Genomic DNA, 25,443 nt, shown 5'->3' with positions numbered 1-25,443 from the left:
ACCTACCGCCGCGCCGTCCGCAGATCGATGGTGTGCCACACGGTGTCGTCCAGACCACCGGTCGACCACCAGACCACGCCGTTGCGGGAGCTCGCGCTCTCGGCCGCGGCGGCGAGGTCGGTGGTCACGCCCTCGGCGAGATCGTGCACGACCAGTCCCTCGGCGCCGGTGGTGGCGGAGTCCGGACGTTCCCGGCCGAGCACCTCGAAGCGGTCCAGCACGGCGCCGTCGGCCAGCGCGGCGGAAGCCTCCGGCCCGGCGATCCGGCGCCGGTCGCCGCCGTCCGGGCGCATCACGTCGATCCCGGCGAGACCGCCCGCCGCCACCACCAGCACCCGGCACAGCACCGGGCCGCAGGTGGCCAGCTCGGCGCCGCTGGTCCGGACGTCGACGTCGCGGCCGGTCACCGGGTTGCGCAGCCGGGTGGCGCCGGTCTGGTCGCCGGCGCCGTTGACCAGCCACGGCCAGGCGGTCAGCGCCCACACGCCGTCCTGCGTGCTCCTGGTGGTCGCGCCGCCGGACAGTGGCACCGAGCGGATCTCCGTACGGTCGGCGCCGTCCGCCGCGGCCCAGTGTGCGGCGCCCTCGGCGATCACCAGGTCGTAGGCGGATCCGTAGCCGACGAAGTTCCCGGTGTCGGCGCTCAGCCGCCGTGCCCGGGTGCCGTCGACGGCGGCCGCCCAGATCTCGGTCCGGGTGGCGGCGGACTCGGTCCAGGCGATCACGGCGCCGTCCGTGGCGAAGGAGTCGAAGACCGGATTCTGGGTGAGCGGGCGGCGGCGGATCTCGGTGATCTTGCCGTCGGAGGCGCGCAGCACCAGCCGGAGCTGGTCGCCGGACGGGGTGGGCGCGACGCCGACGGCGGTGCGCGCGTCGAGGAAGAGGCCGGGCTTGAAGATCGGGCCGTCGGCCAGGTTGCCGGGGAGCTGGGCGCGCTGGGCCTGGGCCACGGCCGGTGTCGCCGGTGCGGGGTCCTTCCGGCCGGGCAGGAGGATCAGCGCGGTCGCGGCGACCAGGGCGACGGTCAGGCCGGCGAGCGCGAGCCGCCGGCGCCTCGGCGAGGACGAGGCGGCCGTCATTCGTACTGCTGCCGCGGCGCGGTGATCCGCTGCCAGGAGCGGACCTCGAGGTAGGGCACGGCGGCCTGGTTGATCTCGTCGGCGGCGGTGCGGGCCACCCACGTGCCGTCGGCGTGGACCCAGGTGTCGGGCGGCAGGCCGGACGGGACGTCGCCGGTCAGCGCGACCTTGATCGGGCGGCCGTCGGCGGCGCAGCAGGAGAGGACCATCCGGACGAGCATCGGCTGGCCGTCCCGGCCGGGCGCCACGAAGCCGGTCAGCCGCACGGTGCGATCCCGCAGCGTCCGGCCCTCGTCGAAGACCGCTCGGGAGGCATAGTCGAGCAGGCTGACGGGGACCGGGTCGCCGGGTGGCAGCGCGGGGTAGACGGCGTCGGACGGTGCGGCCGCGAGCACACTGCCGGATCGCCCGGCCGCGTCGGAGCCGAGCGCCGGCGGCGCCACCAGCAGGAGCCCGAGCACCGGCAGGAGCAGCAGCCATCCGACACGCGGCTCGTGATGGTGGTCGTCACCGTCCTGGGGAGAGGGCGAGGACGCGGCGGTGGCGCGCGCCGGGCGCAGGTCGTACCAGAGGGTCATGACCGCGGCCGCGACCAGCAGCAACCCGGCCGCGACCAGGAACGGCCGCAGGCCTTCCTTGACGTAGCGCAGCGAGAGGTCGGTGATCCCGGCCTTGACGATCGCGCCGCCGAGGAGCAGCAGAATCACACCCTGAGCCTGCCGGTTCACAGCGCCACCGCCGCGACGCCGAGGGCGGCCAGCACCGCCGCGGCGAACGTGGCCGGCGCGAACCGGGCGCTGAATCCCCGCCCGAACACTCCGGTCTGCATGGCGATCAGCTTGAGATCGACCATCGGCCCGACCACCAGGAAGACCAGCCGCGAGGTGAGCGAGAACTGGGACAGCGACGCCGCCACGAACGCGTCCGCCTCGCTGCAGATCGACAGCAGCACGGCGAGCGCGGCCAGGGCAAGCACCGACAGCACCGCGTGCCCGGCGAGGGTCTGCAGCCAGCGGTCGGGCACGGCGACGTTGATGGTGGCCGCGGCCGCCGCGCCGAGCACCAGGAAGCCGCCGGCGTGCATGACGTCGTGCCGGGTCGCCGCCCAGAAGGCCTGACCGCGGGACATCTCGTCCAGGTCGGGCCGGTGCGGCAGCTTGATCCAGTCGGCGCGGCCGAGCCGGAGCCACAGCCAGCCCATCGCCATGGCGGCGAGCAGGGAGGCGGCGGCGCGGGCGACGACCATCTCGGGGTTGGCGGGGAACGCGACGGCGGTGGCCGTGAGCACGATCGGGTTGACCGCGGGCGCGGCGAGCAGGAAGGCCAGCGCCGCGGCGGGGGTCACGCCGCGGCGGATCAAGGCCCCGGCGATGGGTACGCTGCCGCACTCGCACCCGGGGAGCACGACGCCGGCGACGCTCGCCGCGGGTACGGCGAGCGCGGGGTGCCGGGGCAGCGCCTTCGCCCAGAAGGAGCGGGGCACGTACACCGCGATGACCGCGGACAGGACGACCCCGAAGACCAGGAACGGCACGGCCTGCACGAGTACCGAGACGAAAACCGTGGTCCAGGTCTCCAGCCCGGCCGCAGTGAGCAGCCCGGCGAGGGGGTTGCGCAGCACGACCAGCGCGACGAGCAGGACGGCCAGGACCTCCACGGAACCGGCCCGGCGAGCGGCGGCGATCATCGCGACACGATAACCAGCCAAAACACCGATGCATTAATCGCGAACCACGCATACGGGGCAAGACTTTCGCTTCCGGAGAGAAAAGTTGATTTACACACGTCGAAAGATATGGACCTGGCGTCGTTGGTGGACCACCATGTTCATCAATCCGAATCTCTCGCGTAACACCCGGGGAGCGCCGATGATCCGTCCTCTACTCGTCACCGCCATGGTGGGATCCCTGATAGGGATAGCGGCGCCCGCCGTTGCCGCCGACGTACCACCCCAGGAACCCGGCGTCACCATGCGCACGTACGACATCGGGGCGTTGAACACGATCTGCGAGCTCAAGCAGGGCCAGACGCCCAACGTGGACAAGCTCATGCAGTCCATCGACTGGACCACCGCGGAGCAGTTCGGCTTCGAGGACAACTTCCTCACCCACGTCATCGCGAACCTCACGGTGCCGGCCGACGGCTCGTACACGTTCCGGATGACCAGTGACGACGGCTCCCGGCTGCTCATCGACGACAAGCTCGTCATCGACCACGACGGCCTGCACGGCGCCGAGCCCAAGGACGGCTCCGTCCAGCTCACCGCGGGCCTGCACGCGCTGCGGATCGAGCACTTCGAGCGCAGCGGCGGCCAGCAGCTCACGCTGGCCTGGCGGCCGCCCGGCGCGAGTGAATTCACCCTGGTGCCCAACACGGTGCTCAGCACCGACGCCGACGCGGTCCGGGTGACCGCGCCGGGCCGCAAGGAATGCACCACCGGCGCCGACACCCCGGGCGACGGCCTTCCGCTGACCGAGGTCAACCCCGGTTACACACTGACCGACCTGCGCCCGGCGGGCTTCGAGCCGACGGTCTCCGGCATGGCCTGGCGCCCGGACGGCAAGCTGCTGGTCTCCACCTGGGGCGGCACGGACAAGAACGCCGGTGAGGTCTACCTGCTCGACCACGTGACCGGCGCGACCTCGCCGCAGCAGGTCACGTACAAGAAGATCGCCGGCGGGCTCAAGGAGCCGATGGGCATCGCGTTCGTCGACGGCCTGGTCTACGTGACGCAGAAGCACGAGCTCACCGAGTTCACCGACACCGACGGCGACGACGTGCTGGACGCCGGCCGGACCGTCGCGACGTTCCCCTACGACGGCAACTTCCACGAGTTCGCGTTCGGCCTGCTCTACAAGGGCGGGAACTTCTACCTGAACCTGTCGGTGTCGATCAACCTGGGCGGCGCCACGACGGACCCGCAGGGATCCCCGGGGCGGGGCGTGAGCCTCGTGATCAACCGAAAGACCGGCAAGGTCACCACGGTCGCGGGCGGTCTGCGTACCCCGAACGGCATCGGTTTCGGCAAGGGCAACGACGTGTACGTGACGGACAACCAGGGCGGCTGGCTCCCGTCCTCGAAGCTCGTCAAGATCCAGCAGGGCGACTTCTACAACCACTACACCAATCCGGACGGGCAGTTCGACGGCAACCCGGTGACCCGGCCGGTGCTGTGGATGCCGCAGAACGAGATCGCCAACTCGCCCAGCACCCCGGTGCTGCTCAAGTCCGGTCCGTACCGCGGTCAGCTGGTGATCGGTGACGTCACCTACGGCGGCCTGCAGCGGGCGTACCTGGAGACGGTGCGCGGCCAGGAGCAGGGCGCGCTGTTCCGGCACACCCAGGGTCTCGAGGCCGGCATCAACGAGGTGTCACTCGGCCCGGACGGCGACCTCTACGTCGGCGGGATCGGCGACGTCGGCAACTGGGGCCAGGACGGCAAGCTCAAGTTCGGCCTGCAGAAGCTCACCCCGAACGGTACGAACGTGTTCGACATGAAGTCGATGAGCGCCACGAACACCGGCTTCAAGATCGAGTACACCAAGCCGCTGTCCGACGAGACGATCGGGAAGCTGGCGGCCGCGTACAAGGTCGACCAGTGGCGCTACGTCGCCAGCGCGCAGTACGGCGGCCCGAAGGTCGATCAGGAGACGCTGGGCGTGACCGGCGTGTCGATCTCCAAGGACCGCAAGACCGTCAAGCTGGACATCGCCGGGCTCAAGCGCGACCGCGTCGTGCACCTGCGCTCACCGCGTCCGTTCGCGGCCCGCGGCGGCGAGACCCTGTGGAGCACCGAGGCCTGGTACACGCTCAACGAGATCCCGGGCGTGACCCCCGAGCAGGAGGTCTTCTACGACCTCGAGGCGGGCGAGCCGGGCGGCGGCGCCACGTTCGCCACCGACCACCGCGGCTTCACCGGCGCCGGGTTCGTGGCCGGCTTCGGCAACCCGAACGCCAAGGTCACGACGCACGTCAAGGTCAAAGAGGCAGGCACCTACGCGGTCGGCCTGCGCTACTCGAACGGTCCCAACCCGTTCAGCGGCACCAAGACCGTCAGCCTCTACGTCAACAACCGCAAGGTCCGTCAGGTGTCCCTGCCGACCACGGTGACGTGGGAGGACTGGGCGCAGGAGAATGCGACGGTGACGCTGAAGAAGGGTCAGAACACGGTCAGCTACCGGGTCGACGCCGGGGACACCGGCCACGTCAACCTGGACGCGGTCAGCATCCGCAAGCCCGGCGAGCGGATCAACCTGATCAACGGCACCGACCTGGACAACTGGCAGCACACCGACGGCCGGTTCCCCGAGTGGCCGGACGTCGAGGGCGGCGCGGTCGAGGTGTGCTGCGGTGACCTGCGCACCAAGGAGGCGTTCCAGGACTACAAGCTGCACGTCGAGTTCAAGGTCCCGCTGCTGCCCCCGGACGTGACCGGTCAGAACCGTGGCAACAGCGGCGTCTACCAGCAGGAGCGTTACGAGCTTCAGATCCTCGACTCGTACGGTGACACGACGCTCGACAACAACGAGGCCGGCGCGATGTACACGATCAAGGCGCCGGACGTGAACGCGGCGACCGCGCCGGAGACGTGGCAGACCTACGACGTCACGTACCGGGCGGCGCGGTACGACGCGGCCGGCGCCAAGACCGAGAACGCCCGGATCACGGTGATCTGGAACGGCGTCAAGGTGCAGGACAACGTCGAACTCCCGCACGGCACCGGCGGCAACATCGCGGAGGGCCCGTCCTCCGGGGCGATCCGCCTGCAGGACCACGGCAACAAGGTCCAGTACCGCAACGTGTGGATCGAACCGACCGTCTAGCCAAGAACAGTCAGGCCGTCGTTCGCGATCGCGGACGACGGCCTGACTGCGTGAGAACGGTGGCGGTCGGATCGGCCGTCCTTTCTGGGCGTGGCGTCGCTGCCGGCGTTCTTTGTGGGCGTGGCGTTGCTGCCGTCCTTTCTGGGCGTGGCGTTGCTGCCGGCGTTCTTTTGGTGCGTGGCGTTGCTGCCGGCGTTTCCGCTGGGTGTGGGGTCGGGCCGGGTATGCCAGGCCCCCGGGTGCCCGCTCACCCTGGCTGCCGCCGCTCGAGGCCGGCGTGGGGTTTCGCTCGGTATGCCAGGCCCCCGGGTGCCCGCTCACCCTGGCTGCCGCCGCTCGCGGTGGTAGCCGGGCGCGGGAGTGGTAGTTCATGGCGGCATCTCCGGCATCTTCGGCGTTGTCGGCTGCCCTCGACCTTGCGCGCGCCTACGCCTACGCCTGCGGCCGGTGGTAGGACCGGGCGCAATCTGCCCCCGAATTCCGCGCCTGCCTACCACCCGTGCGGACCGTGGTGGCTCAGGGCGCTATTTCGGCCCGGATGCCGCTCTGTCCCACCACTCGCGCCTGCTCCTACCACTCGTGCTTGCTCCTACCACCAGACCGCGCCCGGCCACGGCCTCGAGCGGCGGCAGCGAGGGTGAGCGGGCACCCGGGGGCCTGGCATACCCGAGCGGAACCTCACGCGGGGCGCGAGTGGCGGCAGCGACGGTGAGCGGGCACCCGGGGGCCTGGCATACCCGAGCGGAACCTCACGCGGGGCGCGAGCGGCGGCAGCAACAGTGAGCAGGCACCCGGGCGCCGGGCATACCCGGCCCGACCCCACACCCAGCGGAAACGCAGGCGGCAGCGACGGCGAGTGGCACCCGGCCGCCTGGGGCGCACCCGCGTCGACCCGCCGCCGTGTGACGGTGGCGGCAGCGACCGGGTGGCACGGCAACCCGCCCCGAACCCATACTCGGCGGAATTGCCGGCAGCCGGGGCCGGGCCTCACCCTGGGGTCGCCTACAGGAAGATCGCGGCCCGGGCGCTGACCCACTCGGTGACCGCCTGCGGCCAGACCGGCCTCGAGAAGAGATAGCCCTGACCGTACGGGCAGCCCATGCGGTCGAGCAGGGCGTGCTGGTCGGCCTGCTCGATGCCCTCGGCCACCACGGACAGGTCGAGGTCGCGGGCCAGCGTGACGATCGCGTTGACCAGGGCCCGCTGCTGCCCGCTGCCGAGGATGTCGTCGATGAAGGACTTGTCGATCTTCAGCACGTCGACGGGCATCTGCCGGAGGTAACTCAGGGACGAGTAGCCGGTGCCGAAGTCGTCGATCGCGATGCGTACGCCCAAGGCCCTGAGCTCTCTGAGGTCCTCCCACACCTGTTCGACGTCGCGCAGCACCAGGCTCTCGGTGATCTCCAGCAGCAGCCGGCCGGGGAGGGCGCCCGCCTGGGCGAGGGCCTCGCGCACCTGGCCGACGAAACCGGCGCTGCGGAACTGCCGGGCGGACACGTTCACGCTGACGTAGCCGGGCGCCTCGCCGCCGTCGGCGTCCCACGCCACCAGCTGCCGCAGGGACTCGCGCATCACCCAGGCGCCGATCCCGGTGATCGCGCCGTTCTCCTCGGCCAGCTCGATGAAGTGCTGCGGCCCGAGCAGCCCGCGGGTCGGGTGCTGCCAGCGGACCAGCGCCTCCACCCCGGCCAGCCGCCGCTCGGACAGGTGCACGATCGGCTGGTACTGCAGCACGAACTGCTCGGCGTCGACGGCCTCGTGCAGCGCGGTGCGCATCTCGAGCCGTTCCTTCATCGCGGTGTGCAGGTCGCTGCGGTACGGCTGCCAGGTCGCCTTGCCCGCGCCCTTGGCCAGGTAGAGCGCCATGTCCGCGTGCCGCAGCAGCTCGGTGGCGCTGCTCGCGTCCCGGCTGACCGCCACGCCGACGCTGGACGCCGCGCTGACCACGTACATGCCGCCGAGGCCGTCGCTCAGGTCGACCGGAACGCTCAGCGCGGTCACGATCCGGGCGGCCATGTCCTCGGCGGCGCCCGGGTCGTCGCTGTGCTCGATCAGGATGGCGAACTCGTCGCCGCCCATCCGCGCCGCCGTGTTGCCCGCGCCGATCGTCGACGCGATGCGCCGCGCCACCGCGACCAGCAGCTGGTCGCCGACCGCGTGCCCGAGCGTGTCGTTGACCTCCTTGAAGTCGTCCAGGTCGACGAAGAGCACGCCGATCGCCGAGCCGTCCCGCCCGGCCAGGGAGAACGCGTGCTCCAGGCGGTTGCGGAACAGCACCCGGTTGGCCAGCCCGGTGAGCTCGTCGTGGAACGCCTGGTGGGCGAGGTCGTTCTCCAGCCGGCGGCGCTCGGTGACGTCGCGCAGGGTGAGCACGACGCCCTTGACGGTCCGGTCGGAGCGCAGGTCGCGGGCGTCGCACTCGACCTGGAGCAGGCGGCGGTCGGCGCAGGCGGCGGTCAGGTCGGCGCCCTCGAGCGTGGCGCCGTTGCCGATGCGCACCTGGGCCAGCAGATCGGACAGCTCACCGGTGTGCGTGTCGGCGATGATCGTGGCCAGCGGCTGCCCGGTCAGGTCGGCGTGGCCGAAGGTGCCGGCGGCGGACGGGCTGGCGTACCGGATGGTGTTGTCGTCGCCGATGATCAGGATGACGTCCGAGGCGTTCTGGATCAGCGTACGGAAATAGGCCTCGCTGTCCCGCTGGTGCACCTCGCTGGTCAGCCTGATCCGCTCCAGCACCACCGCCACCTGCTGGAACAGGGCCTCGAAGGACGGGGTGACCGTCCGCAGCACGTCGGTCGGCGCCCCCAGCGCGGCGACACCGAGCCGTGGCGGGGTGCCGGGCAGCGGGACCACGCCGTACAGCAGCTCGTCGTAGCCGTGGGTGGGCACGTCCGGCGGCATCTCGGTGGCCGGCACCAGCCCGAAGCCCGGCTCCCAGCGGTCCGCCCCGGCCGGCCGCTCGGTGATCACCAGCTCGTACGGCCGGCCCGGCGGCATCACTTTCTCGGTCGCGGCCCACAGCGCGCCCCGCACGTCGGCGAACGTGGCGGCCGAGAACAGCGTCGCGCTCGCCTCCCGCAGCGCCCGTTCCCGGGCGGCCGCCTGCCGCTGCGCGGTGATCAGGCCACCGACCCGGGACAGCACGAGGACGAACATCAGCGCGGCGGCGCCGGAGATGACCGGGGCGTCGTCGACCTCGTTCTGCAGGTACTCGATGTAGAGCACGGCCGGGGCGATCAGCGAGGCGACGGTCATGAAGACCAGCCGGCGCCCGCCCGACTCGGTCTCCGTGGCCACCTCGCGCCGGTCGCCCAGCGTGGTCATCGACGGGCTCAGCCCGGCCAGGCCGAGGAACAGATAGAAGAGCACCCAGCCGATCTCGGTGGGGCCGCCGGTGTTCCAGGCGGCGTCGAGGCGGGCGAGGCCGTAGACGACGTCCGAGCCGAGCAGGCCGATCACGCCCGCGGACAGGAACGTCAGGGCGCGTGGGCTGCGGCCGGGCGCCACCAGCAGGCGCAGCAGGATGGCCAGGCAGAGCACGTCGCCCAGCGGGTAGGCGACCGAGACGACCTTCTCCAGCAGGGACAGATCCTGCGCCCGGGTGTACGGCGCGATCAGATAGACCCAGGAGAGCAGGCCGAGGCCCACCGTGGGCACCAGGGCGTCGAGCAGGGCGGCGCGGTTGCTGCCGGCGCCGGCCTGCGCGCGTACGAAGATCAGCAGCCCGGCCGCCAGGAAGACGTAGACGACCAGGTAAAGGAGGTCGGCCGGCCCCGGGAAGGGTGGCGTGCCGGACAGCTGTTCGAAGTAGTAGATCGAGTCGCCGGCCGCGAAACAGGCGACCGCCGCCGCGATCAGCGCCCAGGCCGGCCAGCGCCGGGGCCGGCACCGGGCGATCCCGTAGACGATCGCGGCCGCGCTGGACACCCCGATCGAGCTCCAGGTGTACGCGTGCCCTGCGGGCCACGCGTAGTAGACGGCCGTGAGCAGCGCCATCCAGGCGGCGAAGCTCCACCGCGCCACCCGCGCCCGCATCCGTCACTCCGATCCGGCAGTCGCACCCCTCATGGGAAAGTTCGGACGCTCCGGCTCATTCCTGAGCCCAGGGCTCCCGTGACGTGACGACTGCCCGGTCTGTCCCGGCAGCCTCCTCGACCGCCAGCGCCAACAGATGATCTTGCATACCCCGGGCGAGCGGGTACGGCGGAGCACCCTCACCGCGCACCCAGGCGGCCATCCGGCCGAGCAGGGTCGCGATGGCGATCTCCTCGTCGTTGAAGCGCAGACCCGGGTACGGGTTCCGGAACAGCACCCGGTCGCCGAGCGTGATGTGGTCCGTGTCGAAGCCGTCCAGGTCCAGGTCGTAGCCGGTCTGGCGGCGCACGAGCGGGGTCCGCGCGATGGTCTCCGGGCCGAGCAGCCGCACCACCTCGTCGTCGCGCAGCTCGCCGTGCGTGGCGCGGACCAGCAACCGGCGGAACCGCAGCTGGTTGTGCCACTGGTTGTCGGTGAAGTCGTAGAGCCCGGAGCGCCCCTCGCCGAAGTCCAGCACGCCGATCGTGGTGGTGGCCGGTTTCGGCTCGTCGTCGCCGGTCCAGCCGTCCCGGGTCAGCGGGTCGACCAGCGGCGCGGTGGTGCGGGTGGCCGTGACGGTGGCCGGTTCGAACCCCACCCCGAGGAAACCGCGGATCATCGAGATCGCGTGGTACATGTGCGTGGACGACACCTGCACCTGCGTCGGCGTGCCGATCACCCCCTCGGTGACCGCCGCCAGCCGGGCGGCGTGCGCCGGCACCATCAGGTACTGCTCGGCGACCTGGACCAGCCCGGAGTCGCCGACGTCGGACCACAGCGCGCGCATCCCGTCGGCGTCCGGCGCGGGCGGCGTCTCGGACAGCACCGGCAGGCCGCGCGCCACGGCCTCGCGGACCACCCCGGCGTTGACGTCCCACGGGACGGCCGTGACCACGAAGTCCGGGCGGGGCCCGTCGTCCAGCGAGCGCAGCGCGGGGACCGGCAGCTCCCGTGGTGCGCGCACTACCGCGCCCAGGCATTCGAGCCCGGGGATCGCGGCGGCGATCCGCCAGAACATCTCGGCCCGCCAGGCCGCACCGACGACTACGAAAGATGTCATACGCCGAGACTAGATTGACGGTCATGCGATTCCTCCTCGTCGCCGCACTTCTGGTCGTCCCCTCTCCCGCGCAGGCAGCGCCCGCCGCTGACCCGCAGGCCCGCGTCTGGGTCACCACGCCCGACCGCGCCGAGCAGCTGCACGAGCGGGCGCCGGTGCGGTTCTCGACGACCAGGTCCGACGCGCCGACGATCGTGCTGGACCCCTCCCGGCGCTACCAGGAGGTGGACGGCTTCGGCGCGTCCATGACCGACTCGTCGGCGGCGGTCCTCCACCGGCTCGGCCCGGCCGCCCGCGACCAGGCGATGCGGTCGCTGTTCGACCCGCGCGAGGGCATCGGGGTCAGCTTCCTGCGCCAGCCGGTCGGCTCGTCCGACTTCACCGCGGCCGCGCAGCACTGGACCTACGACGACGTGCCGGCGGGGGAGAAGGACTTCGCGCTGCGCCACTTCAGCATCGCGCACGACGAGGCGCGGATCCTGCCGTTGCTGCGCCGGGCCAAGCGGCTCAACCCGCGCCTGACCGTCCTGGCGACGCCGTGGAGCCCGCCCGCGTGGATGAAGACCGGCGACTCCCTGGTCGGCGGCCGCCTGATCGACGAGCCGCGCTACTACGACGCCTACGCCCGCTACCTGGTCGAGTTCGTCCGCGCGTACCGGCGGGCCGGCGTACCCGTCGACTACCTGACCGTGCAGAACGAGCCGCAGAACAGGCACCCCGGCGGCTATCCCGGCACCGACCTGCCGGTCCGGCAGGAGGCCGCGGTGATCGCCGCGCTCGGCCCCCGGCTCCAGGCCGCGGGCCTCAAAACCAAGATCCTCGGGTACGACCACAACTGGACGACCCACCCCGGCGATGTCGGCAGCACCCCGCCCGGCGAGGACCCGGAGACCGACTACCCCTACCAGCTGCTGCGCACCAGGGCGGCGAAATGGCTGGCCGGCACCGCCTACCACTGCTACTCCGGCGACCCGTCGGCGATGACCGCGCTGCACGAGGCGTTCCCTCGCAAGGGCATCTGGTTCACCGAGTGCTCCGGCTCGCACGGCGCCGGTGACACGCCCGAGCAGATCTTCCGAGGCACCCTGACCTGGCACGCCCGCAACGTCATCATCGGCACCATGCGTAACTGGGCGAGGTCCGCGGTCAACTGGAACATCGCCCTGGACTCGACCGGCGGCCCGCACCTGGGCGGCTGCGGCACGTGCACGGGCCTGCTCACGCTGATGCCCGACGGCAGCGTGTCCCGCGACGCGGAGTACTTCACGATCGGGCATGCGGCGAAATTCGTGCCGCCGGGCGCGGTCCGGATCGGCAGCACCTCGCACGGCACCACCGGCTGGAACGGACAGATCATGGACGTCGCGTTCCGGAACCCGGACGGGTCGACGTCGCTGATCGTGCACAACGAGAACGACGACGCGCGCACGTTCGCGGTCCGCTCCGGCGACCGCCAGTTCGAGTACACACTGCCGGGTGGCGCGCTCGCGACGTTCGTCTGGCCCCGCGACCGGCGCCTGGACGACCACTACCAGCCCGTGAACCTTCCCGGCGCCACGGCCACCGCCTCGCCGCCGGGGGAGACCCCGCAGGCCGCCGTCGACGGCGACGCCCCGCAGGCCGCCGTCGACGGCGACGCCCCGCAGGCCGCCATCGACGGCGACGCATCCACCCGCTGGTCGAGCGGCGCCGCCCAGGCGCCCGGCCAGAGCCTGACCGTCGACCTCGCCCGCCCCACGATCTTCGACCGGGTCTCCCTGGACAGCGGCGGCAACCTCGGCGACCACGCCCGCGGCTGGTCGCTGTCCGTCTCGTCCGACGGGACACGCTTCCGGGAGCTCGCGGCCGGCGTGGGCACCGGCCAGCTGACGGACATCGACGTACCCCGGACCAAGGCGCGCTGGCTGCGTTTCACATTGACCGGGTCCGCGCCGAACTGGTGGAGCGTGGCCGACGTGCGCCTGTACCGCCTGCCGTGACCGTGCTGGCGGCCGGGCGCTCGCCTGCCGTGACCGCGCTCGCGGCCGCCGGCGGGCCGACCGTCGTGACCGCGCTCGCAGTTTGCCCTCGCCGGTCGGGGCGGCTGGCGGGTCGACCGTCGTGACCGCGCTCGCAGTTTGCCCTCGCCCGGTCAGGGGCAGTTCGCGGTGGTGACCGACGCCAACCGCTGGAAAGCGATGTCCGTCGCGCTGGTGGCGGGCTTCATGACGCTGCTGGACGTGAGCATCGTCAACGTCGCCCTGCCCTCCATCCGCACCGATCTCGACCTGTCCGCGGGCGAGCTGCAATGGGTGTTGTCCGGCTACGCGCTCACCTTCGGCCTGCTGCTGGTGCCCGCCGGCCGGTTCGGTGACGCCCGTGGCCGCCGCAACGTCTTCATCGTCGGGGTGGCCCTGTTCACGCTGTCCAGCGCGGCCGCCGGTCTGGCGCAGAGCGCCCTGTTCCTGGTCGTCGCCCGGCTGATCCAGGGCGCCGCCGCCGGCGTGGTCAACCCGCAGGTCTCCGGCCTGATCCAGCAGTTGTTCGAGCCCCGCGAGCGGGGCCGCCCGTTCGGCCTGCTCGGCGCCACGATCGGCGTGTCGACGGCGGTCGGCCCGCTGCTCGGCGGCCTGCTGATCGCGCTGTTCGGCGCGGAGAGCGGCTGGCGGTGGATCTTCTACATCAACGTGCCGATCGGCGTCGCCGCGATCGTGCTGGCCATGCGCTACCTGCCCGGCCCGGTCGGCGGCCCGGCGAAACGTGAGTCGCTCGACCCGGCCGGCGTGCCGGTGAAACGTGAGTCGCCCGGCCCGGCGAAACGTGAGTCGCTCGACCCGGTCGGCGTGCTCCTGCTCGGTACGTCGGTGCTGCTGCTCCTCATCCCGCTGGTGCAGGAACGCGAGTGGCACGGCCCGGCCAAGTGGCTGCTGATCCCGGCCGGCCTCGCCGTGCTGGCCGGCTTCCTCGTCTGGGAACGCCGCCACGGCCGCCGGGACACACCGGTGATCGACCTCGAGCTGTTCCGGGTCCGCTCCTACGCCCTGGGCGCGCTGATCGGCACCCTGTACTTCGCCGGTTTCCCGGTCATCTTCTTCACCTACACGCTGTACCTGCAGAACGGGCTGGGCTTGAGCGCGCTGGCGTCCGGACTGGCGGTCACCCCGTTCGCGGTGGGCGCGGCGGCCGCCTCGGCGCTGGGCGGCCGGCTCGTCGCCCGCTCCGGCCGTCCCCTGGTGGTGACCGGGCTGGTCATGGTGGCCGCCGGGCTGGGCGCGACGGTGCTGGTGCTCGCCCTGGTCGCCGGCCGTGGCGGCGTCTGGGCCGCCACGGTCCCGCTGCTGCTCGCCGGCCTGGGCAGCGGCCTGGTGATCAGCCCCAACCAGACGCTCACCCTCGCCGAGGTGCCGGTGAAGCGGGCCGGTAGCGCCGGCGCGGTGCTCCAGACCGGTCAGCGGATCGGCACCGCGCTGGGCATCGCCGTCGCCGGGACGGTGTTCTTCGCCCGGCTCGCCGACTCCGGCAACGACTGGGTCCACGCCCTGCGCGCCGCTCTGTTCGTCTCGATCGGGTTCGTCCTGGTCGCGCTGGTGGCAGCCGTCATCGACGTGCTCGCCTCAAAGCGCGAATCGCAGAGGGCGTCAGCCGGCGAGCGCGTCCACGAGACGGCGGGCCGATCCGGCTAGGTTCCACCGCTCCGCCAGCGCTACCAGCCGGTCGCCGTCCAGCGGCGCCTTGGGCAGCGCCGGGTCGAAGTCCGGCAGCTTCACGTCCAGCGCCACCTTGCACACCGGCAACGCCCTGGCCAGGTACTCGGTGGCGTCCTTGAGCTTGGTGCGCAGGCCCGGGGCGAAGCCGGCGTCGGGGTCGTCCAGGGCGGCCAGGATCTGCTCGACGCCGCCGTACCGGTTGACCAGCCGGGCCGCGGTCTTGTCGCCGACGCCCGGCACGCCCGGCAGCCCGTCGCTCGGGTCGCCGCGCATCGCCGCGAAGTCCGCGTACCACCGGGCCGGCACGCCGTACTTCTGTTCCACCAGGGCGTTGTCGGCGTCCTCCAGCTTCGACACGCCGCGCCCGCAGTAGAGCAGCCGGGTGCCGCGCTCGTCGTCCACGAGCTGGAACAGGTCACGGTCGCCGGACACCACCTCGACCGGGGCGGGCTGGGTGGCGGCCAGGGTGCCGAGCACGTCGTCCGCCTCGTACCCGTCGACGCCGAAGGCGGGAATCCCCACCGCGGCGAGCACCTCGAGCAGCACCGGGACCTGTTTCTCCAGCGCGGCCGGCACTTCTTCGACGGTGCCGTGGGCCACCCGGTGCTTCTTGTAGGAGGGCACCAGCTCGACCCGCCAGGCCGGCCGCCACGACGCGTCCAGCGCGCAGACCAGGCGATCCGGGTGACGGGTGCGGATCAGCTGGGCGATCATGTCCATGAAGCCGCGGATCGCGTTCACCGGCTCGCCCGCGGACGTCTTGGCGGCGTTCTCCGGGATGCCGTGGAAGGCGCGGAAGTACAGGCTCGGCGCGTCCACGGCGAGCAACGGCTGACGACGATCAGTCATGGCATGTGAGCCTAGTCCCCAAGCAACCAAACGACCGTTAAGCTAGCCGGTATGACGGTGGAGCGGGTGCTGCCGACGGACGACGCTTATCAGCTGCTGGGCCTGGCCGAGGAGATCGCCGACGGGGAGCTCGCGCCCAGGGTGGCCGGCTTCGAGGAGCGCGGCGAATTCCCCCGGGAGGTGATCCGGACGCTCGGCCGGTCCGGTCTGCTGGGCCTTCCCTACGACGAGGACGACGGCGGCGGGGGTCAGCCGTACGAGGTCTACGTCCAGGTCCTCGAGGTGCTCGCCGGCCGCTGGCTGGCCGTCGCCGAGGCGGTCAGCGTGCACACCCTGTCCTGCTACCCGGTCGCCGCGTTCGGCTCCGAGCGCCAGCGCAAGATGCTGCCCGACCTGCTCGGCGGCGACCTGCTCGGGGCGTACTGCCTCTCCGAGCCGGCCGGCGGCTCCGACGCCGCGTCGCTGACCACCCGGGCCGTGCGCGACGGTGACGACTGGCTGGTCACCGGCACCAAGGCGTGGATCACGCACGCCCGCCACGCCGACTTCTACAACATCTTCTGCCGTACGCGCGGGCCCGGCCCCACCGGCATCTCCTGTCTCCTGGCCGACCGTGGCACCTCCGGCCTCCTGCCGCAGGCCGCCGAGCGGACCATGGGCCTGCGCTCGTCGGCGCCCGCCCAGATCGTCTTCGACGACTGCCGGGTCGCCGCCGACCGCCTGGTGGGGGAGGAGGGCGACGGTTTCCGCATCGCCATGCAGGCCCTGGACGCGGGCCGTCTCGGCATCGCGGCGTGCGCCGTCGGACTGGCACAGGCAGCGCTCGACCATGCCGTGGCGTACTCCAGGGAAAGGGAGCAGTTCGGCCGTCCCATCGGCGACTTTCAGGGCGTCGGGTTCCTGCTGGCCGACTGCGCCACGCAGATCTCCGCCGCCCGGGCGCTGCTCCTGCACGCCGCTCGCCTCAAGGATCTGGGCCGCCCGTTCTCCACCGAGGCCGCCAAGGCCAAGCTGTTCGCCTCCGACGTGGCGATGAAGGTGACCACGGAGGCGGTCCAGGTGCTGGGCGGCGCTGGCTACGTGCGCGACCACCCGGTGGAGCGCTGGTTCCGCGAGGCGAAGATGCTTCAGATCGTCGAGGGCACCAACCAGATCCAGCGTCTGGTCATCAGTCGCGCGCTCGCGAGGGGCGCCGCCAAGTAGGGTGTCGCCCGTGGAAGAGATCGACCGGGCGATCGTGGGCGCCCTCACCGCGGACGGCCGCCTGTCATACACGGACCTGGCCGAGCGTGTGGGCCTGAGCGTTTCCGCCGTGCACCAGCGGGTCCGCCGCCTCGAGCAGCGAGGCGTGATCAGCGGCTACACGGCGAAGGTCTCCTACGAGGCCCTGGAGCTGCCCCTGACGGCGTTCGTGGCGATCCGCCCGTTCGACCCGTCCCAGCCCGACGACGCCCCCGAGCGCCTGGCCCACCTTTCCGAGATCGACTCCTGCTATTCGGTGGCCGGCGAGGACTTCTACCTGCTCCTGGTCCGCGTCGCGGGCCCCGCCGACCTCGAACGCCTCCTCCAGGAGATCCGCCTGGCGGCCAACGTCACCACCCGCACCACTGTGGTCCTCTCCACGCCCTACGAGAACCGGCCGCCCCAGCTTTCCTAAAACCTTCCCGGCGTACGCGCACACCGGCGTCCCTGATCGAGAGGTGAAGGCATGGCGAAGCTGATCTACCTGACGAACGTGTCGCTCGACGGCTACATCGAGGACGAAAGCGGCGCCTTCTCCTGGCTCCCACCCGACGACGAGGTTTTCGCGTTCACCACCGACCTCATCCGCCCCGTGGGCACGTGGCTCTACGGGCGGCGCCTGTACGAGATGATGGCGGTCTGGGAAACCGACCCCGCTCTGGCCGCGCAGTCCGACCTCAGGGCCGACTTCGCGAGCACCTGGCAGGCGGGCAGGAAAGTCGTCTACTCCACCACCCTGACCGCGGTGTCCACTGCCGACACCCGCATCGAACGCGAATTCGACCCCGCCGCGGTAGCGCGGCTGAAGGCTACGGCCGGCGCCGATCTGACGGTCGGGGGTGCGAACCTCGCGACGCGGGCTTTCCAGGCCGGGCTGGTCGACGAGGTCCAGCTGATCGTCTGGCCGGTGGTCGTCGGCGGCGGGAAGCCGGCCCTGCCGGCCGGCGTGCGCACCGACCTGGAGCTCCTCGACGAGCGCCGGTTCCGCAACGGCGTCGTACACCTCCGCTACCGCACGCTCGGACAGTGAACGACAGCCCTGTGCGGGGTGACGGCGTGGCCGTCGCACGCTTGCCCCTCGTCGTTGTCGACTGTCCAGACCCCGGTGCGCTCGCCAGGTTCTACGGCGCGATGCTGGATTGGACGGTCGACGTCTCCGCCGACCGAGCCTCGGTCTGCGCCGGGGACGGCCGGTGCGTCTCCTTCCATCGGGTGGCCGGCTACACGCCGCCGACCTGGCCGACCCAGGAGCGGCCTCAGCAGATGCACCTCGATCTGATCGTCGACGACCTCGATGCCGCGGAGGCGGCGGTGATCGATCTCGGCGCGACCAAGCCTCCGGACCAGCCCGGAGCCTCCTACCGGGTCTTCCTCGACCCGGCGGGCCACCCTTTCTGCCTCTGCTTGCACTGAGCAGTGACGAAAACTGAGCAGTGACGAATGAGTTCGGCTACGGCGTCCGGTTCGGGGTCTGCCGCGGTGAGTCTGGCGAGACCTGAACAGCCACCAGAGCGGCCGCGTGCCGGCGATGATCGGCGAACAGCCGCAGCGCGCGCTCCTTGTCACGTGCGATGAGTACGTCGGCGAGTTCGCGGTGCTCGGTGGCGACGTGCCTGGCGTACTCGTCGTCGCTGACGCCGAGGCGGATCAGCAGGAACAGATGGACCTGGGAGCGGATGGCGCGCCAGGCCTCGTCGAGGCGCCGGTGGTTCGCCGCGGCGAAGACAGCGTCGTGGAAGCCCAAGTCCTGTTGGACGGTGGTGTGCTTGTCGGCGGTGCCGTCCATCCGATCGGCCGCGGTGCGAACAGCCCGCAGCTGAGCGTCCGTGGCGTGGCGGATCAGACGCTGCACGGCCAGCTCCTCGAGTGCTTCGCGCAAGCTGTAAAGCTCGTCGACGTCCTCGGCGGTGAGTGTGGTGACGGTGGTGCCGCGGTGCCACTCGCTGCTGACCAGGCCCTCGCGCTCCAAGCGCAGCAGTGCTTCGCGGACCGGGCCGCGGCTCACCCGCAGCGCCGTGGCGAGCTCGACCTCGCGCAGTGGCGCGCCAGGTGCGTAGACGCCTGCGTAGATCGCGTCGCGCACACGGTCGGCTACCTCGTCGGCCATTCCGCGTCGTTGCGCTGGGGGAAGACCTTTGGCCTCGTTCATGTCCTGATGTTAACATGCGGACATGACTCAGATCCCGCGGTTCCACCTTGCTGTTCCTGTCGATGACCTGGCGGCTGCCGAGCGCTTCTACGGCGATGTGCTGTCCTGCGAGCGTGGGCGCAGCAGCGACCTGTGGATCGACTGGAACCTGCGCGGCCACCAGTTGGTCACGCACCTGGCGCCTGCCGCGCCGCGCGCCGCCGCGAATCCCGTTGACGGTCATGACGTCCCTGTTCCCCACTTCGGGCTGCTGCTGACGGTGCCGGAGTTCCACGCCTTGGCCGGGCGGCTCCGTGCCGCTGACACGGCGTTCGTCATCGAGCCCTACCTGCGCTTCGCCGGTCGGCCGGGCGAGCAGTGGACGATGTTCCTCACCGATCCGGCCGGCAACGCGATGGAGTTCAAAGCCTTCGCCGACGACGCCGACGTCTTCGCGACCTCGGGGTTCCAGGACTGACCCACGCCGGAACGGTGACGCCACGGCCCGGCTGACCGCGCTCGTCGAGACCGGGCTCCGCCGCCGGGATCCGGATGTCCCGCTAGGCTCGGAGAATGATTCCATGGAATACATCTCGGCTGGCGGCGTTGTTCGATGACGTGGTCAGGGTCGAGATCGAGCTGTGGGACGCCGTGGACGCGCGCCTGCGATCCGAGACCGGCCTGACGGTTGGCCGGTTTCAGGTGATGCGCGTGATCGGTTCCGGTGAAGGCCTCCGCGTTCAGGACATCGCCGCCACCATGGCGGTGACCGTCGGCGGCATCAGCAAGCTCGTCGACCGGATCGAGGCGGCCGGCCACTGCGTGCGGACACCCCATCCGGCCGACCGGCGGTCGTCGCTGATCGAGATGACCCCGGCCGGTCGGCAGGTCCTGGACGCCGCCGAGGCGAGCGCGGGCGAAGAGCTGAACCGGCTGCTGGACGGCGCGTTGCCGCCGGGCGGGCTGGACGAGTTCGCCGCCGCCCTGGCCACTCTCCGAGATGTGATCATCGAGAGGAACCCGAGATGACCGACACCATGCGTGCCATCGTGCTGGACGCGCCCGGCCCGCCGTCCGCGCTGGTCGAGCGCCGCCTGCCGATTCCCGGGCCGAAGCCCGGCGAGGTGCTGATCAAGGTGACCGCCTTCGGCCTCAACCGCTCCGAGTTGCACCTGCGGCTGGGCCTGGCCGGGAACGCCAGCTTCCCGCGGGTGCCGGGCATCGAGGCGACCGGCGTGGTGGCGTCCGCGCCCGGCGGGGAGTTCGCCGAGGGACAGCAGGTGATGGCGATGATGGGCGGGATGGGCCGGTCCTTCGACGGGGGATACGCCGAGTACACGCTGGTCCCGGTCGCCCAGGTGATCCCGTTCCGCAGCGACCGCGACCCGGCCGAGCTGGGCGCGATCCCGGAGACGTTGCAGACCGCGTACGGGTCGCTGACCGTGGGCCTGGACGCGAAGGCGGGACAGTCGATCCTGATCCGCGGCGGCACGTCGTCGGTGGGCTTGACGGCGGTGGTGCTGGCCAAGCATTGGGGCTTGACCGTGTTCGCGACCACCCGCAGCGAGGCCAAGGCCGGCGCGCTCACCGCGGCCGGGGCCGACCACGTGCTGATCGACGACGGCGCCGTGGCCGGCCAGGTGCGATCGATTCAGCGGGATGGCGTCGACGGCGCGCTGGAGCTGGTCGGCACGCCGACGCTGCCGGACACGTTGCGGGCTGTCCGCGTACACGGGACGGTGTGTTTTTCGGGGTTGTTGTCCGACGAGTGGATCGTGAAGGACTTCTACCCGATCGACTACCTGCCGGCCGGTGTGCGGCTGACGGCCTATAGCGGCGACGCGGCGAACCTGCCGGCGGCGGCGTTGCAGGAGTTCCTCGACGCGGGCCTGAGGGTGCCGGTGGCGAAGGTCTACCCGATGGACCGGATCGCCGAGGCGCACGACGACATGGAGAACAACCGGGTCGCCGGGAAACTCGTGGTCACGGTGTGAAGCGGTACCCGATGCCCGGCTCGGTGATCAGGTAACGCGGGCGGGACGGCGACGGTTCGAGCTTGCGGCGCAGGTTGGCAAGGTGGACCCGCAGGTAGTTGGTCTCGTGCTCGTAACGCGGGCCCCACACCTCGCGGAGCAGGTCCTTCTGGGTGACCAGCTTGTCCCGGTGCCGGACGAGCACCTCGAGCATGTGCCATTCGGTCGGGGTGAGGCGGATCTCGTCGCCGGCGGTCGTGGTGAGGCGTTTGGCGCTGAGGTCGATGGTGAAGTCCGGTGTGGTCACGACGGCCGCGCCCGGTTCCGGCGCCGCCCGCCGCAGCGCCGCGCGGATGCGGGCCAGCAGCTCGTCCATCCCGAACGGCTTGGTCACGTAGTCGTCCGCGCCCGCGTCCAGCGCGGCGACCTTGACCGCCTGGGCGTCGCGGGCGGACAGCACGATGATCGGCGTGGACGTCCAGCCGCGCAGCCCCCGAACCACCTCCACGCCGTCCAGGTCGGGCAGGCCGAGGTCGACGATCACCAGGTCCGGCGGGGTGCGGCCGGCCGTGTCGAGGGCGGTGCGCCCGTCCGCGGCGGTCGCCACCTGGTAGCCGCGCGCGTTCAGGTTGATCCGCAACGCCCGCCGCAGCTGATCGTCGTCGTCCACCACCAGGATGCGGTCAGCCATCGGAAGCCACCCGCAGGGAGACCGTCACGGCGGGGTCAGCCATCGGTGGCCGCGCGCAGGGAGATCGTCATGGTCAGGCCGCCGCCTTCGGTCGGTGTCGCTGTCAGGGTGCCGCCCTGCGCCTCGGTGAAGCCGCGCGCGATGGCCAGCCCGAGCCCCAGCCCGCCGCCGGTGTGATCGTCAAGCCGCTGGAACGGCGCGAACGCCGCATCGAGCCGCCCCGGCGCGATTCCCGGACCATGATCCTCCACCGCCAGGGTGACCAGGCCGCCGGCCGCCGCGCCGCGCACGGTCACCGGTCCGCCGGCGGCTTCGGCGTTGGCCAGGAGATTCGCGAGTACGCGCTCGAGAAGGCCGGCGTCGGCCAGCGCGGGAGGCAGATCATCGGGTACGTCGACCGTGACCGTCCCGCCGCCGTCGAGGACCACCTGGGCGACCACCCCGTCGACCGCGGTCGGGCGGACATCGGCGGCCAGCGCCCCGGCCTGCAGCCGGCTGACCGCGAGCAGGTTGTCGATGACCGCCGCCAGCCGGTCGGCGGACTCCTCGACGGTGGCCAGCAGCTCGGCCCGGTCGGCGTCGCCGAACGTCACATCGGGCTGACGCAGGCTCGACACGGCGGCCTTGATGCCGCTGAGCGGCGTACGCAGATCGTGTCCCACCGCCCCGAGCAGCGCCGAGCGCAACCGGTCGGTCTCGCCCAGCCGCGCCGCCTCGGCCGACCGGGCGGCCGTCGCGTCGACGGCGAGCCCCGCGGCGACCGCCACCAGCAGGTAGACGACCAGCGTGACCAGGTTGTCGCCGCTCTGCACGGCGAGCGTCCGGTAGGGCGGCACGAAGAACCAGTTGACGAGCAACTCGGCGGCGAGGGCTGCGCCCAGGGCCGGCCACAGCCCGCCGGACGCCGCCGAGGCCAGCACCGGCACCAGGAACAGCAGCACCACCGCGGGCAGGGACAGCTGGTCGCGGAACGGCGCCATCGCCCCGGTCGCCAGGGCAAGCCCCGCCACCGCGACGATCACACCACCGGTCCGGGTCCGTCCCACCCGCCGATTGTGCCGCAGCGGTCAGGCCCGTCCCCGCCGGTTCCGCTTCTATGCGTGGCGGTGGAACTCGGCGATCAGCCGGCCCCCGGCCTCGGCGACCGGGCCCGGCTCCAGACCGGCCGTGCCGGCCAGCGCGGTGAGCTCTCCGACGGTCCGGTCACGGCCGCGCACATAACAGAGCATGCGCAGGTCGCCCGAGGTCTGCGGCGGGTTGTCCTCCACGATCAGAACCTTTCCGGTACGCCCGGCAGCGCCGGCGCAGCGCCTCAGGATGCGGCCGGCCTCGTCGTCCGGCCAGTCGTGCAGGACGCCCGACAGCAGGTAGCCGCCCGCGCCGGCGGGCAGTTCGTCGAAGAAGCTGCCCTCGTGGATGCCGGCCCGGTCGTCCAGGCCGGCGGCCGCGATCGCCTCGGCGGCGCGGGTGACCGGCCCGGCCAGGTCGAGCACGGTCCCGCGCAGCTCCGGGTGGGCTTGAAGGATCGTGAGCAGCAGGCTCCCGTTGCCGCCGCCGACGTCGACGAGGTGCCCGAGCGACCCCCACGGATAGGCCGCGGCGACCTGCGGCGCATCCGTCAGCCGCGACGCCATCAGCACGTCGAACGAGGCGGAACGCTTCGGGTCCGCGGCCAGGTCCTCCCAGAACCCGCGGCCGTACAGGTGCGGGAAGGCCGCCTCGCCGGTCCGCACGGTGTGCAGAAGCTGGACGAACGACAACTCGGCCCGGCCGACGCTGCCCTCGATGTCCAGCCAGCCCCGCATCCCGTCCGGGTGGTCGTCGCGCAGCCGTTCGCCCAGCGCGGTCAGCCGGTATTCGCCCGGTGCCCGGTCCTCGGTCGTCGGGTCTGCGATCGCCTGGTGCGCGGTCAGCACCTGCGCGGTCACCAGGTGGTCGAGCAGACGCCGCAGCGCGTCGGGTTCGGCGCCCACGACCTCGGCCAGCGCGTCGGCCGTCCGCGCACCGAGGGCGATGTGATCGGCCAGCTTGAGTGTGGCCGCCACCCGGATCGCCATCGGCGTCACCAGATCGGCGGCGGCCCAGAGATTGCCGTCCCACGGTTCGTCAGCCATACCCGGGACGCTATCGGCTCGTCACCCACCCGGCGTCGGGGTCGCGGTGTTCCGGATCAGCTGGTGGAGCACCTTCAGGGCCGTGACGTAGTCCGCGTCGTCGATGTCCTGGTGGATCAGGGCGCGGATCGCCGGCGCGTGTTGTTTCAGACTGACGCGGGCCTCTTCCCCGGCTTCGGTGATCCACAGGCGTCCTTCGCCGTCCCGGGTCAGCCATCCGCGTTCCAGCAGGACCTCCGATTCGGCGCCCAGATCGTCCTCGGCCCGGAGATACGAGCTCATCGCCTGACGAAGCTCGGGGATCGTCATCCCGCCGCCGTCCGGCCGGAGATCCTCCTTGGAGAGGTTGCGCAGCAGCCAGAACTGGGGCTGGGTGAAGCCCAGCTCGGCATGCCGGGCGCGTGTGAACGAGATGAGGGACTCGTAGGCGACACCGGTCCAATAGGCGGCGGGCTGGGTGGCGAGGTCGGCGTCGGACCATGGCTGCGTCGTCATGCGGCGAGGCTAAAACCTCGACCCGGGTTGACATCAAGGTGCGTGGGGACACTGGCCGGACCGGGCGGGAACAACCCGGCGGCCGCGCGCGGAGCGTGGGCCGCGACGGCCCGGGGTGTGTGGGGACGGGGCTCTGGTGTGCGCGTACCCCTAAGCGGTTGTTGTTAAGGGGTCAGCGCCGTCCTTGCGCAGTCCGTGACGTAGGGCAGGTCGAAGCCGGTGCGGCCGACCAGGGCGGGGTGGGTGGCGACCAGCTGGCGGACCTGGGCGAGCAGGGCGGCGCGCTCGTCGGGCGGCAGGAGGATGACGCGGCTGCGGGAGGCGACCAGGTCGAGGAGGGCTTCGGGGCTGACCCGGTCGGTCCAGGGGAAGCTGGCCGTCTCGACGGGGCCGAAGGGCGGGCCGACCGTGGGGTCGCGGCCCTCTTCGGCGCTGCCGATGACGGTGCCCAGGCGGCGGACCCATTCGGTGGTCTCGTCGCGGATGTTCCAGAGGATGCCCAGGCGGCCGCCGGGGGAGAGCACCCGGGCGATCTCGGGGGTCGCCGCGGCGACGTCGACCCAGTGCCAGGCCTGGGCGACCAGGACCACGTCGACCGAGGCGTCGGGGAGTGGGATCCGCTCGGCCGAGCCCTGGTGGGAGGGCACCGACGGGAGGACGCGGCGCAGTTCCTCGAGCATCCCGGGGGAGGGTTCGACGGCGGTGACGTTCAGGTCCCGGTCGAGCAGGCTGCGGGTGAGTTTGCCGGTGCCCGCGCCCAGGTCGAGGACCCGGGGACGGCCGGCGGGCAGGAGCCAGTCGAGGGCCTCGGCGGGGTAGCCGGGGCGGCCGCGCTCGTAGGTGCGGGCGGCGGGGCCGAACGAGTTCGCGTGAGCAGCACGATCATCCACCCGGCGATCATATATACCAGTATCCTAGGATGCCTTACGCGATGTGACCCCGGGTTTCGAGAACAAGCCCTTCGGGCACCTCTTCGATCAGATCTAGGAGGTCGAAAACATGAGCTTCACGGACAAGGTCAAGAACAAGGCCGAGGAACTGGTCGGCAAGGGCAAGGAGCAGGCCGGCGACGCGACCGACAACCCGCGTCTCGAGGCCGAGGGCCAGGCGGACCAGACGGATGCGCACGCGAAGCAGGCGGGCGAGCACGTCAAGGACGCCGCGAACGACGTGAAGAAGGCATTCAGCTAGACCAGAACGCGAAAGAGGGGGCCTCCGGGCCCCCTCTT

23 protein-coding genes are annotated in these 25,443 nt (G+C 71.7%); 11 read left to right on the top strand and 12 right to left on the bottom strand.

The genetic code is table 11. From position 1 onward, the window contains the following. Positions 1-2: 2 nt before the first annotated feature. Genes QSK31_RS12270 through QSK31_RS12260 form a run of 3 tightly spaced genes read right to left on the bottom strand, consistent with a single transcriptional unit; the run spans position 3 to position 2,766 of the window. Positions 3-1,079: a hypothetical protein gene (locus tag QSK31_RS12270; protein ID WP_285683633.1), complete on the bottom strand. Its 1,077-nt coding sequence runs from the start codon at positions 1,077-1,079 to the stop codon at positions 3-5. Continuing rightward, positions 1,076-1,807 carry a TIGR03943 family putative permease subunit gene (locus QSK31_RS12265; protein WP_285683632.1) on the bottom strand — a complete coding sequence of 244 codons (732 nt, stop codon included), beginning with the start codon at positions 1,805-1,807 and terminating at the stop codon, positions 1,076-1,078. Before QSK31_RS12265 ends, QSK31_RS12270 begins: the two co-directional genes overlap by 4 nt. Next, positions 1,804-2,766, bottom strand: coding sequence for a permease (locus QSK31_RS12260; protein ID WP_285683631.1), 963 nt, complete (start codon positions 2,764-2,766; stop codon positions 1,804-1,806). The genes QSK31_RS12265 and QSK31_RS12260 overlap by 4 nt, the downstream gene beginning before the upstream one ends. A 181-nt stretch (positions 2,767-2,947) precedes the next feature. Between QSK31_RS12260 and QSK31_RS12255 the strand changes: the two genes are divergently transcribed. Next, on the top strand, positions 2,948-5,902 hold the full coding sequence (locus QSK31_RS12255) for a 3-keto-alpha-glucoside-1,2-lyase-like domain-containing protein (protein ID WP_285683630.1): 2,955 nt from the start codon (positions 2,948-2,950) through the stop codon (positions 5,900-5,902). Between the two features lie 1,002 nt (positions 5,903-6,904). Here QSK31_RS12255 and QSK31_RS12250 read toward each other — a convergent pair. Together QSK31_RS12250 and QSK31_RS12245 are read right to left on the bottom strand one after the other, a co-directional pair. Next, a complete protein-coding gene (locus tag QSK31_RS12250) occupies positions 6,905-9,937 on the bottom strand; it encodes a putative bifunctional diguanylate cyclase/phosphodiesterase (protein ID WP_285683629.1) in 3,033 nt (1,010 codons plus the stop codon). Between the two features lie 55 nt (positions 9,938-9,992). Beyond that, positions 9,993-11,036, bottom strand: a complete 1,044-nt coding sequence (locus QSK31_RS12245) for a Gfo/Idh/MocA family oxidoreductase (protein WP_285683628.1) — start codon at positions 11,034-11,036, stop codon at positions 9,993-9,995. Between the two features lie 23 nt (positions 11,037-11,059). Between QSK31_RS12245 and QSK31_RS12240 the strand changes: the two genes are divergently transcribed. After that, positions 11,060-13,015, top strand: coding sequence for a discoidin domain-containing protein (locus tag QSK31_RS12240; protein ID WP_285683627.1), 1,956 nt, complete (start codon positions 11,060-11,062; stop codon positions 13,013-13,015). 198 nt (positions 13,016-13,213) lie between these two features. Further along, positions 13,214-14,698, top strand: a complete 1,485-nt coding sequence (locus QSK31_RS12235) for an MFS transporter (RefSeq protein ID WP_285683910.1) — start codon at positions 13,214-13,216, stop codon at positions 14,696-14,698. Here QSK31_RS12235 and QSK31_RS12230 read toward each other — a convergent pair. After that, positions 14,654-15,571 (bottom strand): 5'-3' exonuclease, encoded by a 918-nt coding sequence (locus QSK31_RS12230; RefSeq protein WP_285683626.1) that lies wholly within the window; start codon positions 15,569-15,571, stop codon positions 14,654-14,656. The two genes, QSK31_RS12235 and QSK31_RS12230, sit on opposite strands and share 45 nt — an antisense overlap. Before the next feature lie 51 nt (positions 15,572-15,622). Here QSK31_RS12230 and QSK31_RS12225 point away from each other — a divergent pair, with 51 nt between their 5' ends. The 4 genes from QSK31_RS12225 to QSK31_RS12210 are packed head-to-tail and all read left to right on the top strand — an operon-like array spanning position 15,623 to position 18,226. After that, positions 15,623-16,774, top strand: a complete 1,152-nt coding sequence (locus QSK31_RS12225) for an acyl-CoA dehydrogenase family protein (protein WP_285683625.1) — start codon at positions 15,623-15,625, stop codon at positions 16,772-16,774. Positions 16,775-16,784: 10 nt separating this feature from the next. After that, complete coding sequence (locus QSK31_RS12220) at positions 16,785-17,228, top strand: Lrp/AsnC family transcriptional regulator (protein ID WP_285683624.1); 444 nt, start codon at positions 16,785-16,787, stop codon at positions 17,226-17,228. A gap of 51 nt (positions 17,229-17,279) precedes the next feature. Next, complete coding sequence (locus tag QSK31_RS12215) at positions 17,280-17,843, top strand: dihydrofolate reductase family protein (RefSeq protein WP_285683623.1); 564 nt, start codon at positions 17,280-17,282, stop codon at positions 17,841-17,843. Positions 17,844-17,869: 26 nt separating this feature from the next. Next, entirely contained in the window at positions 17,870-18,226 is a 357-nt protein-coding gene (locus tag QSK31_RS12210; protein WP_285683622.1) for a VOC family protein, read from the top strand. Positions 18,227-18,263: 37 nt separating this feature from the next. On the opposite strand, the gene QSK31_RS12205 is transcribed toward QSK31_RS12210, so the two are convergent. Then, positions 18,264-18,962 carry a GntR family transcriptional regulator gene (locus QSK31_RS12205; protein WP_285683621.1) on the bottom strand — a complete coding sequence of 233 codons (699 nt, stop codon included), beginning with the start codon at positions 18,960-18,962 and terminating at the stop codon, positions 18,264-18,266. A 22-nt stretch (positions 18,963-18,984) separates the two neighbouring features. Between QSK31_RS12205 and QSK31_RS12200 the strand changes: the two genes are divergently transcribed. The 3 genes from QSK31_RS12200 (at position 18,985) to QSK31_RS12190 (ending at position 20,935) form a co-directional block, all read left to right on the top strand. Further along, complete coding sequence (locus QSK31_RS12200) at positions 18,985-19,419, top strand: VOC family protein (protein WP_285683620.1); 435 nt, start codon at positions 18,985-18,987, stop codon at positions 19,417-19,419. A 95-nt stretch (positions 19,420-19,514) separates the two neighbouring features. Next, complete coding sequence (locus QSK31_RS12195) at positions 19,515-19,970, top strand: MarR family winged helix-turn-helix transcriptional regulator (protein WP_285683619.1); 456 nt, start codon at positions 19,515-19,517, stop codon at positions 19,968-19,970. Continuing rightward, on the top strand, positions 19,967-20,935 hold the full coding sequence (locus QSK31_RS12190; RefSeq protein ID WP_285683618.1) for a zinc-binding dehydrogenase: 969 nt from the start codon (positions 19,967-19,969) through the stop codon (positions 20,933-20,935). The genes QSK31_RS12195 and QSK31_RS12190 overlap by 4 nt, the downstream gene beginning before the upstream one ends. Here QSK31_RS12190 and QSK31_RS12185 read toward each other — a convergent pair. The 5 genes from QSK31_RS12185 to QSK31_RS12165 form a co-directional block, all read right to left on the bottom strand. Continuing rightward, positions 20,925-21,605, bottom strand: coding sequence for a response regulator (locus QSK31_RS12185; protein ID WP_285683617.1), 681 nt, complete (start codon positions 21,603-21,605; stop codon positions 20,925-20,927). The genes QSK31_RS12190 and QSK31_RS12185 overlap by 11 nt on opposite strands. 35 nt (positions 21,606-21,640) lie before the next feature. After that, on the bottom strand, positions 21,641-22,651 hold the full coding sequence (locus QSK31_RS12180) for a sensor histidine kinase (RefSeq protein WP_285683616.1): 1,011 nt from the start codon (positions 22,649-22,651) through the stop codon (positions 21,641-21,643). Positions 22,652-22,699: 48 nt separating this feature from the next. Next, positions 22,700-23,719: a methyltransferase gene (locus QSK31_RS12175; RefSeq protein WP_285683615.1), complete on the bottom strand. Its 1,020-nt coding sequence runs from the start codon at positions 23,717-23,719 to the stop codon at positions 22,700-22,702. Positions 23,720-23,740: 21 nt separating this feature from the next. Continuing rightward, the gene (locus QSK31_RS12170) at positions 23,741-24,214 is read right to left on the bottom strand and encodes a winged helix DNA-binding protein (RefSeq protein ID WP_285683614.1); all 474 of its coding nucleotides are present in this window, start codon (positions 24,212-24,214) and stop codon (positions 23,741-23,743) included. A 164-nt stretch (positions 24,215-24,378) separates the two neighbouring features. Next, a complete protein-coding gene (locus QSK31_RS12165; RefSeq protein WP_285683613.1) occupies positions 24,379-25,104 on the bottom strand; it encodes a class I SAM-dependent methyltransferase in 726 nt (241 codons plus the stop codon). Positions 25,105-25,213: 109 nt separating this feature from the next. Here QSK31_RS12165 and QSK31_RS12160 point away from each other — a divergent pair, with 109 nt between their 5' ends. Then, positions 25,214-25,405: a CsbD family protein gene (locus QSK31_RS12160; protein ID WP_285683612.1), complete on the top strand. Its 192-nt coding sequence runs from the start codon at positions 25,214-25,216 to the stop codon at positions 25,403-25,405. The last annotated feature ends 38 nt before the right edge of the window (positions 25,406-25,443 follow it).

It is taken from the genome of Actinoplanes sp. NBRC 103695 (assembly GCF_030269485.1).
In the GTDB taxonomy this organism is placed as follows: Bacteria; Actinomycetota; Actinomycetes; order Mycobacteriales; family Micromonosporaceae; genus Actinoplanes.
Note: the sequence above shows the minus strand (reverse complement) of the source record. Positions and strands in the feature narration are given on the sequence as shown.